The organism is Cytobacillus sp. SAFR-174, assembly GCF_051964675.1.
Lineage (GTDB): Bacteria > Bacillota > Bacilli > Bacillales > Cytobacillaceae > Cytobacillus.
This window is the reverse complement of record NZ_JBQCMZ010000013.1, coordinates 67,781-80,630: the sequence shown is the minus strand read 5'-3', so window position 1 is coordinate 80,630 and position 12,850 is coordinate 67,781. Positions and strand designations below refer to the sequence as shown.

Sequence of the window (12,850 nt, the reverse complement as noted above, 5' to 3'; positions counted from 1 at the left end):
TCTTAAAAATAGTATAGGTGCAGTATAAAATCAGCTATCCTTAGAATAAACTGATAAAAATTTTAATACCCCGTATCTTTTTGTTCTCTTATTGCGTTATAGAAGCAGAGATGTATTAAAGGAGTGAACAGGTTTATGAAGCATGGGAAAGTTCAGGCTGAATCAAGGAGTTCCTTAAAACAGAAGGAAAGCTGTATTGCAGATATCTATCCTTCACTGCAGAGATATAGCCGGTTTCTTGCACAGAACCGCTGGGATGGGGACGATCTATCTCATGAAGCAATCGTCCGCGCTTATAAAAACTATTTGCCTGAGAAAATTAATCAGGCTCTTTTAAAGAAGATTGTCTATAATTGCTGGATTGACACTCTTCGAAACAGAAAGCGGGAGCAGCTGGCAGAGTTGCCTGAAGGTGAAAAGAAGAATTCCATCTCCAGTGGAGGAGAAGCAATCAGCCATCTCATTAATCGTCTAACATTAAAACAGGCAGTTATTTTTACGCTGAAGGAAGGGTTTCGATACAAAACTAAAGAAATTGCTGATATCATGCAGACTACTGAATTTGCAGTGAAGTCCGCGCTGACCCGTGCACGGAAGCAGCTTCAACACGCAGTTGAGGATAAGACTCAGGATATTTTTGCAAATGAGGAAGAAGAAAAGCTTTTTCATCTGATGCAGCAATCAGTGGCGGCTGAAGACCCGTCCATCCTAATAAAGTCCATCCCTTTCCTGCAATCCCTGGAAAGCTATTCGAAGAAGCCTGTTCTGCCCGTTTCATCTCCTTCTAATACTCTCTGTATGGCGGCATAGATCCGCAAAGAACAGGAGGGATAAAGATGACAGCCATACCATATGTCATTGAGCAGTCCGGCAAGGGAGAACGTTCCTACGATATTTACTCACGGCTTTTAAAAGACAGGATTATCATGATTGGTGAAGAAATTAATGATGTGGTTGCCAATAGTGTGATTGCCCAGCTGTTATTCCTTGCAGCGGAATCTCCTGAAAAGGATATCTCTCTTTATATTAATAGTCCGGGTGGTTCGACAACCGCAGGGTTTGCCATCTTTGACACGATTCAATATATAAAGCCTGATGTGAGAACGATTTGCACTGGAATGGCCGCGTCATTTGGGGCGATGCTTCTGCTGGCAGGAAAAAAAGGAAAACGCTACAGTTTGCCGAATAGTGAAATCATGATTCATCAGCCGCTTGGCGGAGCGAGGGGGCAGGCGACCGAAATCGAAATTTCGGCAAAGCGGATTTTAAAACTGAGGGAGCACATCAATGGAATTATCGCAGAAAGAACAGGCCAGCCTGCAGAAAAAGTGGCTCGGGATACGGACAGGGATTATTTCATGAATGCCGAAGAAGCAAAGGAATACGGGATTATAGATGAAATAATCTATAAAAGCTAGGTGAAAAGAAAAAGCAGCCAATGAAGGCTGCTTTTTCCGTTTGATCATTTTTCCCCGGAGTAGTACTCGTCAATTGCCCGAAGCCAATTAACACGTGCGATATGTCCGGCCTTTTCTCTGTCTTTTTGTTCAAAAGCTTTTAATATATCTTCATGTTCTTCAATAGAACGTTCTTTTAAAATAATGGTTTTATTATAGTATAACCGCATGACATGAGCCTGCAGCATGGAAGCTGTATTCGAAATATAAGGATTCTGGGCAAGTTCGATTATGATATTATGAAACTTCTCATCCTGCTTCAAAGCTGAGAAGGTATCTCCCGCCTTTAGAGCTTTGGCGAATTTATGATTGATGTCCCTGAGAATATTGACTGTCTCCTGGCTGATAACAGGAGCGGCCAGTTCAGCAGCAAGCGCCTGAAGGACGCCTAAAGGAGGCAGGATCTTGCTGATGTCTTCCGGGTTAACTGAAGTGACTTGAGTTCCGACACCCGGGAACATTTCGACAAATCCCTGAACATTCAGCAGCTGAAGCGCTTCCCTGATAGGGGTGCGGCTGACTCCTAAAGCTTTGGCAAGATCAGCATCGTTTAATTTTTCCTTAGGCTGAAGTGTCCCGTCAATAATCCACTCCTGGATCTGTGAGAAGGCGCGATCTTTAGCGGATACACGAGTAGGTGATGAATAATTAGAGGGTATTGGCATAGCTGTGACCACCTTTTCATTTCTAGCAATTTTCCTGCGGATTTATAGTTATTTCCAAATAAAATATAAATTTAGTATATAGAAGTATCTTAAAAAATTCAATATATCGCATGATTCGACAAAAAGTTTTATGCGATATATTGCATAAGTATTTTGAATATGTTATCTTGAGTTATGCAATATATTACTAGAGTGCAAAAACAATAATATTACCGCACTATAATTTCAGAAAATTTAAATTTGATAGATTGTTAGGTTTAAAGCCTTGTCAATAGGAGGAAATAAATATGACGAACAAAATACCATTCTCATTTACTGTGACAGTTGGATTTATGCTCTTTGCCTTATTTTTTGGGGCAGGAAACTTAATTTTCCCTGCAATGCTGGGCCAATCGGCAGGAACCAATGTATGGTCAGCGAACGCAGGATTCATTATAACGGGTGTGGGTTTGCCTCTGCTTGGCATCCTGGCTTTGGGATTCTCGGGAAAAAGTGATTTGCAATCGCTGGCAAGCCGTGTCAATCCATTGTTCGGGCTGGGTTTTACAGTTGCCCTGTACTTATCAATTGGACCACTTTTTGCTATTCCGAGAACAGCTACCGTTTCATACGAAATCGGCATTAAGCCTTATCTGTCAGAAGGAAGCGGTTCAGTCGGCTTAATTATTTTTTCAATTATTTTCTTTGGGATTACAGCATTTTTCTCTTTGAATTCTTCAAAAATTGTTGATATCGTAGGAAAGTATTTAACACCTATTCTCCTAATTGTTATAGCAGTTTTGATCGGTGCGGCTTTCTTTAATCCAATGGGTGCATTCCAGGCTCCGGCAGAAGCCTATGTGAACGGTGCATTTTTTAAAGGATTCCAGGAAGGCTATCTTACGATGGACGCATTAGCAGCATTTGTATTCGGGATTATTGTCGTAAATGCTGTAAAGGAAAAAGGCGCTAAAACCAAGAAGGAGATCATGGTATCTATTGCCAAAGCAGGAGTAATTGCTTCAGGTTTATTGGCAGTCATTTATACATCGCTTTCCTTTATTGGAGCATCAAGTGTAAGCGGTCTGGGAGCATTGGATAACGGCGGTGCTGTTCTATCAGGTACGTCTGAGCATTATTTTGGCTCATTTGGTGCACTGCTTCTAAGTGTAATTGTGTTTGGCGCTTGTCTGACAACCAGCATCGGTCTGATCACAGCGTGCTCTTCATACTTCAATAAACTGATGCCAAAAGTTTCTTACAAAATGTTCGTAGTGGTTTTATCCATATTCAGCGCCGTTTTTGCCAACTTTGGTTTAAGCCAGCTGATCACCATTTCTGTACCTGTATTGGTGGGAATCTATCCATTGGCGATTGCACTGATGGCTCTTACTTTCCTTCATCCGATATTTAAAGGCAGGAAAGAAGTTTATCAGGGAAGCATGCTTTTCACATTTGTGGTAGCTTTGTTTGATGGCTTGAATGCAGCAGGTATTACATTCGCGCCAATCAATGACCTATTTAGTGCAACCCTTCCTTTGTATGATGTTGGCTTAGGCTGGATTGTCCCGTCCTTGGCAGGCGGTCTGATCGGTCTTGCAATTGCAGTAATAAAGGGCAGCAGCCAGTCAAATTCTTCTGAAGTGAAGAAAGCGGCATAATGTGTGAAACCTCCAGTTTTCTGCTGGAGGTTTTTTTGTGAATTTTGTAATTACGAATATTAAATAGTAATTATGAACTAAATGTTCGTTTTTAGGTTGAATTTATAAGGGTTATTTGTTATATTGGCAAAGTAATCTTATAAAAAACATCACTCGTATATGCTCGGTAATATGGTCTGAGCGTTTCTACCTGGTTCCCAATGAAAGAACCGGACTACGGGTTAAAGTATAAAAAAAGCTGTATTCTTTTTTGGCAGCTGCTTTAACTCTATGGTCTGGAAGGTAGAATCCATTCTGCTTTTTTCAGGCCTTTTTAATTTTCTATTACCAGCACTACGGTGCATCAGACACCAGGAGAAGGGGAGAACGTAAAATGAATAAGAAATTAGCATCAATCGCTGCCATCGCAGTCATGTCTGTATCCGTGCTTGCAGGGTGCACTTCAGCACCAAAATTTGAAACAGAAGCAGAAGGGGCACAAAAGCCAATTCTTATTCAAGGACCTATGCCGATCGAGGCAGAAAAATTTGCCCAGCGATTAGACAAGGTTAAGGTTGAAAAATCAGGGAATTTTGTTTTCTATAAAGGAAAATTGGACAAGTATCCAGTCATCGTTGCCAAGACAGGAAAGGGCATGGAAAATACAGCTGCAGCTACCGCGATTGCCATTGAAAAATATGATCCAGCTGCAATCATCAATCAGGGAACATCCGGCGGCCATGATCCGAGCTTGAATGTGTATGATATTGTATTAGGCGAAAGAACAGTCAATATTGGATCACTGAAAACGGGGCATTTAGAAGAAGGAGAAGGAATCGAACCAACCAATTGGATTCCAATGGACCTCATGGCTTCTGAAGGAAGTGCGGGGGAAGACCCTGATGCAGAAAAGATCCGCTACTTTGAAGGTGATGAAAATCTGCTGGCCGCTGCCAATGCCGTAAAAGATAAGTACACCAAGGGCAAGGTAGTTGAAGGGACTATTGGTTCAGCAGACTTATGGAATAATGAAGTGGACCGCATCAACTGGTTCCACGAAAACTACGAAACATCGGTGGAAGAAATGGAAGGTGCTGCAGCAGCGCAGATTGCCGGAGCATATGATGTTCCATTCCTTGGAATTCGCGTCCTTTCCAATAACAAGACAAACGGGGGCAAGTACGATCCCAACACCGCGGCAGCAAATCAGGATTATGTGTATGAAGTTGTAAAGGAGTATATTAGAGAGATAAAAGGAAAATAGTTTGAAGTGTGAGGCTGTTTTGATAAAAAATTTGAACATGGATTCGTCTTCGGACACAAAAAGCAAGAATCCAGGGATTAGAGTCAGAACCTAGTGCTACTTCGGACACAAAAAGCAAGAATCCAAGGATTAGAGTCAGAACCTGGTGCTAATTCGGACACAAAAAGCAAGAATCCAGGGATTAGAGTCAGAACCTGGTGCTACTTCGGACACAAAAAGCAATAATCCAAGATTTTGAGTCAGAACCCGGCCCATCTTCGGACACAAAAAGCAAGAATCCAGGGATTAGAGTCAGAACCTGGTGCTACTTCGGACACAGAAAGCAATAATCCAAGATTTTGAGTCAGAACCCGGCCCATCTTCGGACACAAAAAGTGAGAAACCGGGATTCTGAGTCCAAACCCAGGCAGCGACCTAATCAAAACCCGCCACCAGAATGATAACGCAAAAAAAGAGTCTTCCCCAAACGGGAAGACTCTTTTTTATGCTTCTAACCAGGTCTGCGACCATTTTTCTATTTCTTTCATTAACGGCTCCATGGCAAGGCCTTTTTCTGTTAAGGAATATTCAATTCTTACAGGAGTTTCAGGGAAGACATTGCGTTTTACGACTCCCTCATTTTCCAGGTCCTTAAGCCGGTCTGAAAGAACTTTGCCGCTTATTCCGATAGAGGATTCGATGCTGCAGAACCGCTGTGGCCCGTTAAGTAATTGGTAGATGATCAATCCGGTCCAGCGCTGGCTCAGTATGCCAATGGCTTTTTCAAATCTTGGACAAATTAGTGATTTCTCCATCCGTATCACTCCTTGTTTATTATTATAATCATAAACCAAAAATAATTAAATAACTATTAATAAAAAAGTTACTTGACGACACTTAATTTAAATTATATACTAACTTACATAAAGTAAGTAACTAACAAAACAGTAAAATTAACTAACCAAGGAGGAACAAACATGAACAAAAACGAATTAGGCCATTTCATTCTGCGTGCTATTTTAGGATTTATTTTCTTGATTCATGGATTATCAAAATTTCAGGGAGGCATCAGCAATACAGCCGGTTTCTTCGATAGTATCGGCATTCCAGGCTTTATGGCTTATGTCGTTGCCGTTATCGAGCTGGCAGGAGGCATAGCGCTAATATTGGGTATCGGCACAAAAATTGTTTCCTCATTATTTGCTGTCATCATGCTCGGAGCTATCTTTACTGCTAAGCTGCCCCTAGGTCTCTTAGGAAATGGCCAAATGGCCGGCTATGAATTAGATTTAATATTGCTTGCAGCATCGATTTATTTTGTTTTAGCCAAGGAAACACCGCTTTCACTTGACAACAAATTAACACAAGGGAGGAACATAACATGAACTTTCATCAAAAACCAATAACCTTTGTTGCACAGGTCCATATAAAAGTTCAGGATCTGGAACGGTCCCTGGCATTCTATAAGGACGTAATCGGATTTAAAGTGTTATCAAAAACCGATAGAACTGCCGAACTGACTGCTGATGGCAAAACAGCATTGCTTACCATCGAACAGCCGGAAAACGCTGAACCCAAAATGGGAAGAACAACTGGTTTGTATCATTTCGCCCTGCTGCTTCCGAAGCGCTCCGATTTGGCTAAAATTGTTCGTCATTTCACCGAGATCGGGCTGCAATTTGGGTCATCCGACCATCTTGTCAGTGAAGCACTCTACTTGTCTGATCCGGATGGCAATGGAATAGAAATTTACATTGACCGCAGTCCTTCCGATTGGACATGGAAAAACGGGGAAGTTGTTATGACCGTCGATCCACTTGACTTTCCTGACCTGCTCTCCATTGGGCAGCAGCAGTCCTGGAAGGGCTTGCCCGCCGGTACGGTCATGGGGCATATTCATTTACATGTGGCTGAACTGGCGAATACTGAAAAATTTTACACAGAGGGCCTGGGGTTTGAAGCGGTCTGCCGATATGGCACACAGGCATTATTCATTTCGAGCGGAAAATACCATCATCATATTGGTTTGAATACATGGAATGGAGTGGGAGCTCCACAGCCTTCAAAAAATAGCGCCGGACTTCAATCCTTCACACTCGTTCTGGAAAATGAAGCAGCCCGGGATCAGGCAGTCGAAAATTTGAAAAAAATAGGCGCCGCTACAGCAGTTGAACATAATCAAGTGATTACAGCAGATCCATCTGGAAATCGCATTATTTTAACAGTATAAAAGGATTTTTGAGCAGAACCTTGAGGGTCCTGCTCTTTTTTTGTCGGGAAGAAAGGTTTTCTTGCTAATCTAAAAGGAAATAATTAAACATAACAAAGAGAAGGGGGTGGTACTGGTGTGGAATGCTGCATTTTGGGGCGCAGTTTCAGGGTCAGCGGTCCTGCTGGGCGCATTGGCAGCCATGTTTTTACCTGTCAGAAAAAAATTAATCGGTTACATTATGGCATTCGGTACAGGTGTCCTGATTGGTGCAGCCTCATTTGAGCTTCTGGGGGAGTCTGTCCATAACGGCGGTTTATTGCCAACCGGCATTGGATTTATGGCCGGTGCCGTTACCTTTACCCTCTTTGATATAATGATTTCCAAAAAAGGGGCGCAGCACAGGAAAAGGTCCGGCCACAAAGCAGCAGCCACCAGCGGCATTGTTCTTTTCGCGGGAACCATTATGGATGCCATACCAGAATCCATCATGGTCGGAACAAGCCTGCTTGAGGCAGATTCGGTCAGCTTTCTTTTGGTCACCGCCATTTTTATCAGCAACTTTCCTGAGGGGCTTTCAAGTACTTCAGGTATGAAAAAAAGCGGTTATTCCAAAAAGAAAATCATTCTCCTTTGGAGTTCGGTATTTTTCATTTCGGGAATCGCTTCAATGGCCGGGTACATATTTTTGGATGGAGCAACAGAGGAGGTGCTGTCAGGGATTGCGGGATTTGCAGGGGGCGCGATTATTGCGATGGTTGCATCCACCATGATGCCTGAAGCTTTTGAGGACAGCGGTCCGGTGACCGGATTTATTGCAGCGATCGGCTTGCTGGCTTCATTGGTCCTGGATTATTTTTCTTAACATCTTTCCGAAAAATCATGAATGTTTGGCACCTAATGTGGAAAAGGCAAAACAGGGGGTGTTATTCATGAAAATTAGAAATATTGTCAGGGAACAGCAGGAGGATGTGCATATTGAGATCGGCAGCTACAAAATGGTCATCGAAAAGCGATATCAGGCTATTTCATTTGTAAATGACATACTCCTGGGTGTTCTTTATTTAATCGGAAGTATATTATTTTTGACAGATGTCAGCCAGACGGTTTCCATCTCGTTTTTCCTTGCAGGAAGCATCATGATGATCATCCGGGCAGGCTTAAATTTATTGAAGGATCTTCATATTAATAAGATATCACGAAAATAAAACGGGTTTTGCAGAACGCCAAAACGGCAATACTAGCGACATAGTTAAAAATATATTGATTTTTAAAGGAGAATCGAGATGGCTGAAGAAACAGATAAGGTAAGCAGTGGAAAGAAAGCAGATGTTGGCGATACGATTAGCATCATTAGCGGTTCGGAAAAAGGGAAAAAAGGCAGAGTAGTTGTGGTACGGGATAACTCAGTCATTGTAGAGCTTGGAATTAATCCGAAAAAGGATGAGCCCATCAAAACGGTGATCAGCCATAAGCGCTACAAAATCGTTAAATAAGGGGGAGGTACAGGAATGAAACCTGAGTCGAAACAGAGCTCTGCCTCCATACCTCCGGATGTCCGGGAAAAAATTATTAGGTCAGACAGGGATGAAAAAGCCAAGCGGCAAACAAAACGGCCGCAGTAATAGGATTTCCATGATAGACGAAAATGCTGTCATGGATTTTTTTGCTTTTTAGGAATTATAAAATCGCGATAGGTTTATAACTTTGTGGATGAAATTATCTACGTCTAGCTTCAGCGCCTACCCCCTCGAGTAGTCGGGGGTGAGCAAGGCGCTTGGGCTTTTGTTCTTGAATGGGGGAGTGAAAATGCTGATTGGACATATTAAAGAGATTGTCCGCTATCCGGTGAAAAGCTTTCATGGGGAAAGCGTGAATAAAACGAATGTAATGAATTATGGACTGTATGGGGACCGCAGCCATGCCTATCTGGATGAGTCCAGGCCAGGTAAATACTTGACGATTACTCAGTGTCCGGAAATGGTGCGGTATAAAGCAGAGTTTATGGGTGAGGAAAATAAGGACAAATATCCGCCTGTTAAAATTACAGCCCCGGACGGAAAACAGGTCACCTGGGATGATGACCAATTGATTAAAGAAATAGAAGAACATTCTTCTTCAAAAATCACCCTGGTGCAATACAGTCCTATACATGTTCCAGAAGGGGCAATTGAAGAAGAAAATATTTTAGTGGTAACAGATACTTCCCTGAAGAAAATGAAAGAGCTATGGGGAAAAGAGAAGCTGGACTTCCAGCGGTTTCGCCCGAATCTAGTTCTTTCCCTGGTAAAAGAGGAACCTTTTTTGGAGGATCAGTGGTTTGGGAAGACCATGAAGATTGGCAAAGTGGAGTTAAAAGTGAAGCGGCATTGCGAACGGTGCATGATTATTACAGTAGATCCTGAAAGCGGTGAACGGGATCCAAGCCTCCATAAAAAGGTAATCAGTGAACGGAATAATCACTTTGGAGTGTATGCCGCCGTCCTGAAAACAGGTGAGATCGCAGCAGGGGATAAGGTTTACCTTTTTGAGTGAGAACCTGTAAACTAGAAACAAATGTTTCCGGGAGTGAAAAGATGTTTCAGGCTATTATTTTATTTATACTGGCCGGATTAGATGAAATTGGCGGAGGGTATTTAATCTGGCAATGGATACGCGAAGGAAAGCCTCTTTCATGGGGAATTGCTGGAGGACTGATTCTGGCATTATACGGTGTTATTGCCGCATTCCAGGCCTTCCCGTCTTTTGGAAGAGTGTATGCTGCATATGGAGGTGTGTTTATCGTTCTGTCCATTTTATGGGGATGGGGCATCGATAAAAAAGCACCTGACTTTTATGATTGGCTTGGTGCCGGGATATGTCTTATAGGGGCGTCTATAATCCTGTTTGCACCACGGCAATAAGATTGGCCCAGTTGATGAACTGGGCTATTTCTTATGCATTATGACTCAATCTCTTTCCTTTTTTCTGCATCCCTGCTGCAAAAATGAGGACGAAAAAGGTTGCAGATATTAAGGTTCCATGGAAAACCCAGACCATTTTAGCCAATGATAAAACTTCCAGTACAAGCGGCGCGGCAACAAATCCGAGGGCAAAGCCCAATGATTTTAAAAGCATGCCGACTCCAAAAATCCTGCCTCTGACGTGGTTGTCTGTCTTTTGCAGGATGGTGGCATGCAAAGTCGTGAAGCACGCATCAAAAATACCGGTTAAAAAGGCAAACGGCAGAATGATCGCTAAGCCAGTATTGGACAGAAAGGTGATAAATCCTGCGGACATCAACATGGCTGCTGTAAAGCAGGCAAAATAAAGGCGGTTCCCCTGGAGGCTTTTCAATCTTGGCAGAATGATGGTTGCGAGGACCGACCCGATTCCCCATACACCCCAGATTAGCCCATAATAAAAGCTTTGTTTGCTGCTGTCGATCTCTTCTGCCAGCAGCGGTATCCCTAAATTATGCGAAGCCCCTGCAAAAGCCCCGATAAGGAAGACAATATTGACAAGCAGCAGCATTGGTTTAAGTAAGATAAAGGAATAAACTTCCTTCAAATCCCGGCCAATGCCGGCCAGCTTTTCTTTTAAGCCGCTGCTGATTCCTTCATTTAAGGCTGGTTCAGATGTTTGCCACTTCATTTTTAGTAAAACAAGAGCAGAAATAACGTAGGTGGCGGCATCAAGGATTAAAGTGGCCTCATAGCCAAGGAAATCAGTGATGACTCCAGCACCGATAAAGCCAAACACCAGGCTGACAGATGTTAGTCTTGATATTAATGCATTTGTCTCCAGCACTTTATCCTGCCCAAAAATCTGCGGAATTTCGGCGCTGTAGCTTACCGTGAAAAAGCTGGAGGTCAAACCAATAAAGAAGCAGACAATGAGAATCATGATGGGATTCGGAAACGGAATTAAGCATAGAATGATAACGGCCCGGAAAACATCCGTCCAAATCATAATTTTCCGCCTGTCATATCGGTCGGCGAGAACCCCTGAGAAAAGGCTGGATAAGACGCCGCCGAGTGTCCTGAAGGCCATTGTGGCAGCAAGCCAGGCAGAGCTTCCGGTGGCAACATACATGAGCACATTAATGGCAATCAAGTCCATGAAGGTACCCAGATCAGAAAAGGCTTTTACATACAGAAAAATTTTGCGGTTCATGTGTGTCTCCCTGGTTTTCAAAAATGGTTTCTGTTTTATTTTAAAGATTTTGAATTTAATTCGCAATACGAAATTTCAGAATAATGCTACAAAGGATTTAAAAAAACTCTGTAGAATTAGTAAGAATGCAAGAATTCAAGTGATGATGGAAGGAGACTGTCTATGGCTGCTCCAGTTATAAAAACAGACAGATTAATTCTAAGAAAAATGAGAAGAACTGATTTGCCCCATCTGATGGAAATCTTTTCTGACCCGGAGGCCATGAGGTTTTATCGCTCCACAAAAACAATAGAGCAGGCTGAAGATTGGATCAGCTGGACGCTGCGTAATTATCGGACTTATGGTGTCGGCCTTTGGATTGTGGAGGAGAAAGCTTCAGGCAGGTTTTTGGGGCAGTGCGGGATTACCCCGCAGGATACAGGCGGGGTTACGGAAATGGAGATCGGCTACTTGTTTGCCAGGCGTGAATGGGGAAAAGGCTATGCCACGGAAGCGGCACTAGCCTGTAAAGAGTATGGGTTCACCAGCTTAAACTACAGTAAGCTGGTTTCCATTATCAATGTCCATAATCTTGCATCAATCCGTGTTGCAGAGAAGGCAGGCATGAAAAAGGAAAAGACCTTACATAGGGCGGGAAATAAGATGTATGTATACTCGATTTCCAAAGGTTAAAAGATGTTTTTATAATGTTCATTAAACACCTTGAAAAGTCTTTCATCTCCACCTCGGTCAGGATGGAGGGCTTTCAATAGTTTTTTGAATTCTTTTCGGACTATTTGCAGATCTTCATCAGGCTTCAGGTCCAAAAGCTTTGCCGGCTTAATTTCTTCATCGGCAATCAGTTTTTGTGCCTGAATCATTTTCTTCAATGATTTCACTTTTGATTCCTCTATTTGGACCCTTGTATTCAGGATCTCGATTTGCCCTTTCAGGTCTTTAACTTGAAGCAGGACTCCTTCAAGCTTTTGGCGATACAGCACTTCTTTTTCCTGGATGATGAAATCAGCGAGATCCTTCATCTTTATGGAGTAGCTGACTTGCCTCCTCGCGCTGCGTTCCGCTTTTATTTTTCCTTCATTGATCCAGCGCTCAACGTCATCACTATTCGCCTTTATTCCAGATTTTTGCAATTGCGCTACAGCATCAGTAATGTTCATTTTTCTTGCTCGCTCTCTATAAAATCTATTCAGCAGTCAAAATAATCATATCACTGATCACTTTCAGAAAAATGACAGGAGAATGACATAGTATTAAAGTTTATTTACATGAGTGTTTCTGCTAAATGAAAAGGAATCACCCATGAATAGGTGATTCCTTTGCTGCACTCTACTTTATCGCAGTCTAACGGGCAGTAAGACCCCCACTTTAAGAATCAGAGGAATCAAAGGAAGATAGTGGGGGTCAAACTGCCCGTAAAGGCCCGATTGGTGAGATACAGTGAAACTTGCCGACGCGCAGGCAGAGGCTTAGTTGAACCAATCGGGTTCGTAGTGTCGATTGAT

General features: G+C 42.6%; 16 protein-coding genes and 1 riboswitch. Of the genes, 12 read left to right on the top strand and 4 right to left on the bottom strand.

The features are described from left to right. Positions 1 to 135: 135 nt before the first annotated feature. Positions 136 to 810, top strand: coding sequence for a sigma factor-like helix-turn-helix DNA-binding protein (locus ACTHRG_RS14520; RefSeq protein ID WP_440231446.1), 675 nt, complete (start codon positions 136 to 138; stop codon positions 808 to 810). A 26-nt stretch (positions 811 to 836) separates the two neighbouring features. Beyond that, positions 837 to 1,418 (top strand): ATP-dependent Clp endopeptidase proteolytic subunit ClpP, encoded by a 582-nt coding sequence (gene clpP / locus ACTHRG_RS14515; RefSeq protein ID WP_440231444.1) that lies wholly within the window; start codon positions 837 to 839, stop codon positions 1,416 to 1,418. 44 nt (positions 1,419 to 1,462) lie between these two features. Here the strand turns inward: clpP and ACTHRG_RS14510 are convergent, their stop codons facing one another. Then, on the bottom strand, positions 1,463 to 2,122 hold the full coding sequence (locus ACTHRG_RS14510; protein WP_440231442.1) for a GntR family transcriptional regulator: 660 nt from the start codon (positions 2,120 to 2,122) through the stop codon (positions 1,463 to 1,465). 287 nt (positions 2,123 to 2,409) lie between these two features. Between ACTHRG_RS14510 and brnQ the strand changes: the two genes are divergently transcribed. Both brnQ and ACTHRG_RS14500 read left to right on the top strand, forming a co-directional pair. Then, on the top strand, positions 2,410 to 3,762 hold the full coding sequence (gene brnQ / locus ACTHRG_RS14505; RefSeq protein WP_197216659.1) for a branched-chain amino acid transport system II carrier protein: 1,353 nt from the start codon (positions 2,410 to 2,412) through the stop codon (positions 3,760 to 3,762). Between the two features lie 133 nt (positions 3,763 to 3,895). Further along, positions 3,896 to 3,999, top strand: a riboswitch (purine riboswitch). Positions 4,000 to 4,135: 136 nt separating this feature from the next. Further along, positions 4,136 to 5,005, top strand: coding sequence for a 5'-methylthioadenosine/S-adenosylhomocysteine nucleosidase (locus tag ACTHRG_RS14500; protein ID WP_440231440.1), 870 nt, complete (start codon positions 4,136 to 4,138; stop codon positions 5,003 to 5,005). Positions 5,006 to 5,487: 482 nt separating this feature from the next. On the opposite strand, the gene ACTHRG_RS14495 is transcribed toward ACTHRG_RS14500, so the two are convergent. After that, the gene (locus tag ACTHRG_RS14495; RefSeq protein WP_048010760.1) at positions 5,488 to 5,799 is read right to left on the bottom strand and encodes a winged helix-turn-helix transcriptional regulator; all 312 of its coding nucleotides are present in this window, start codon (positions 5,797 to 5,799) and stop codon (positions 5,488 to 5,490) included. A gap of 162 nt (positions 5,800 to 5,961) precedes the next feature. Between ACTHRG_RS14495 and ACTHRG_RS14490 the strand changes: the two genes are divergently transcribed. The 7 genes from ACTHRG_RS14490 to ACTHRG_RS14460 all read left to right on the top strand — a co-directional run bounded on the left by ACTHRG_RS14490 (position 5,962) and on the right by ACTHRG_RS14460 (position 10,096). After that, entirely contained in the window at positions 5,962 to 6,369 is a 408-nt protein-coding gene (locus ACTHRG_RS14490; protein ID WP_440231437.1) for a DoxX family protein, read from the top strand. Beyond that, positions 6,366 to 7,214 carry a VOC family protein gene (locus ACTHRG_RS14485; protein ID WP_440231435.1) on the top strand — a complete coding sequence of 283 codons (849 nt, stop codon included), beginning with the start codon at positions 6,366 to 6,368 and terminating at the stop codon, positions 7,212 to 7,214. The genes ACTHRG_RS14490 and ACTHRG_RS14485 overlap by 4 nt, the downstream gene beginning before the upstream one ends. A 115-nt stretch (positions 7,215 to 7,329) precedes the next feature. Further along, positions 7,330 to 8,058 carry a ZIP family metal transporter gene (locus ACTHRG_RS14480; protein ID WP_440231433.1) on the top strand — a complete coding sequence of 243 codons (729 nt, stop codon included), beginning with the start codon at positions 7,330 to 7,332 and terminating at the stop codon, positions 8,056 to 8,058. 67 nt (positions 8,059 to 8,125) lie between these two features. Next, positions 8,126 to 8,401, top strand: coding sequence for a YrhK family protein (locus ACTHRG_RS14475; RefSeq protein WP_440231431.1), 276 nt, complete (start codon positions 8,126 to 8,128; stop codon positions 8,399 to 8,401). Positions 8,402 to 8,479: 78 nt separating this feature from the next. Beyond that, a complete protein-coding gene (locus ACTHRG_RS14470) occupies positions 8,480 to 8,689 on the top strand; it encodes a DUF2187 family protein (RefSeq protein ID WP_440231429.1) in 210 nt (69 codons plus the stop codon). A gap of 313 nt (positions 8,690 to 9,002) precedes the next feature. Beyond that, positions 9,003 to 9,728, top strand: a complete 726-nt coding sequence (locus ACTHRG_RS14465) for an MOSC domain-containing protein (RefSeq protein WP_076263530.1) — start codon at positions 9,003 to 9,005, stop codon at positions 9,726 to 9,728. A 41-nt stretch (positions 9,729 to 9,769) separates the two neighbouring features. Continuing rightward, positions 9,770 to 10,096 carry a YnfA family protein gene (locus tag ACTHRG_RS14460; RefSeq protein WP_440231428.1) on the top strand — a complete coding sequence of 109 codons (327 nt, stop codon included), beginning with the start codon at positions 9,770 to 9,772 and terminating at the stop codon, positions 10,094 to 10,096. 31 nt (positions 10,097 to 10,127) lie between these two features. Here the strand turns inward: ACTHRG_RS14460 and ACTHRG_RS14455 are convergent, their stop codons facing one another. Then, complete coding sequence (locus ACTHRG_RS14455) at positions 10,128 to 11,348, bottom strand: MFS transporter (protein WP_076263525.1); 1,221 nt, start codon at positions 11,346 to 11,348, stop codon at positions 10,128 to 10,130. 162 nt (positions 11,349 to 11,510) lie between these two features. Here ACTHRG_RS14455 and ACTHRG_RS14450 point away from each other — a divergent pair, with 162 nt between their 5' ends. Further along, on the top strand, positions 11,511 to 12,020 hold the full coding sequence (locus tag ACTHRG_RS14450; protein ID WP_076263523.1) for a GNAT family N-acetyltransferase: 510 nt from the start codon (positions 11,511 to 11,513) through the stop codon (positions 12,018 to 12,020). On the opposite strand, the gene ACTHRG_RS14445 is transcribed toward ACTHRG_RS14450, so the two are convergent. Then, positions 12,017 to 12,505 (bottom strand): J domain-containing protein, encoded by a 489-nt coding sequence (locus ACTHRG_RS14445; RefSeq protein ID WP_076263521.1) that lies wholly within the window; start codon positions 12,503 to 12,505, stop codon positions 12,017 to 12,019. The two genes, ACTHRG_RS14450 and ACTHRG_RS14445, sit on opposite strands and share 4 nt — an antisense overlap. Between the last annotated feature and the right edge of the window lie 345 nt (positions 12,506 to 12,850).

What these genes read in the sequence shown, in the direction of transcription:
- ACTHRG_RS14460 (WP_440231428.1), top strand. Translation starts at nt 9,770, where the DNA reads ATGTTTCAGGCTATTATTTTATTTATACTGGCCGGATTAGATGAAATT.
- clpP (WP_440231444.1), top strand. Translation starts at nt 837, where the DNA reads ATGACAGCCATACCATATGTCATTGAGCAGTCCGGCAAGGGAGAACGT.
- ACTHRG_RS14465 (WP_076263530.1), top strand. Translation starts at nt 9,003, where the DNA reads ATGCTGATTGGACATATTAAAGAGATTGTCCGCTATCCGGTGAAAAGC.
- ACTHRG_RS14485 (WP_440231435.1), top strand. Translation starts at nt 6,366, where the DNA reads ATGAACTTTCATCAAAAACCAATAACCTTTGTTGCACAGGTCCATATA.
- brnQ (WP_197216659.1), top strand. Translation starts at nt 2,410, where the DNA reads ATGACGAACAAAATACCATTCTCATTTACTGTGACAGTTGGATTTATG.
- ACTHRG_RS14455 (WP_076263525.1), bottom strand. Translation starts at nt 11,348, where the DNA reads ATGAACCGCAAAATTTTTCTGTATGTAAAAGCCTTTTCTGATCTGGGT.
- ACTHRG_RS14495 (WP_048010760.1), bottom strand. Translation starts at nt 5,799, where the DNA reads ATGGAGAAATCACTAATTTGTCCAAGATTTGAAAAAGCCATTGGCATA.
- ACTHRG_RS14500 (WP_440231440.1), top strand. Translation starts at nt 4,136, where the DNA reads ATGAATAAGAAATTAGCATCAATCGCTGCCATCGCAGTCATGTCTGTA.
- ACTHRG_RS14445 (WP_076263521.1), bottom strand. Translation starts at nt 12,505, where the DNA reads ATGAACATTACTGATGCTGTAGCGCAATTGCAAAAATCTGGAATAAAG.
- ACTHRG_RS14490 (WP_440231437.1), top strand. Translation starts at nt 5,962, where the DNA reads ATGAACAAAAACGAATTAGGCCATTTCATTCTGCGTGCTATTTTAGGA.
- ACTHRG_RS14520 (WP_440231446.1), top strand. Translation starts at nt 136, where the DNA reads ATGAAGCATGGGAAAGTTCAGGCTGAATCAAGGAGTTCCTTAAAACAG.
- ACTHRG_RS14470 (WP_440231429.1), top strand. Translation starts at nt 8,480, where the DNA reads ATGGCTGAAGAAACAGATAAGGTAAGCAGTGGAAAGAAAGCAGATGTT.
- ACTHRG_RS14475 (WP_440231431.1), top strand. Translation starts at nt 8,126, where the DNA reads ATGAAAATTAGAAATATTGTCAGGGAACAGCAGGAGGATGTGCATATT.
- ACTHRG_RS14450 (WP_076263523.1), top strand. Translation starts at nt 11,511, where the DNA reads ATGGCTGCTCCAGTTATAAAAACAGACAGATTAATTCTAAGAAAAATG.
- ACTHRG_RS14510 (WP_440231442.1), bottom strand. Translation starts at nt 2,122, where the DNA reads ATGCCAATACCCTCTAATTATTCATCACCTACTCGTGTATCCGCTAAA.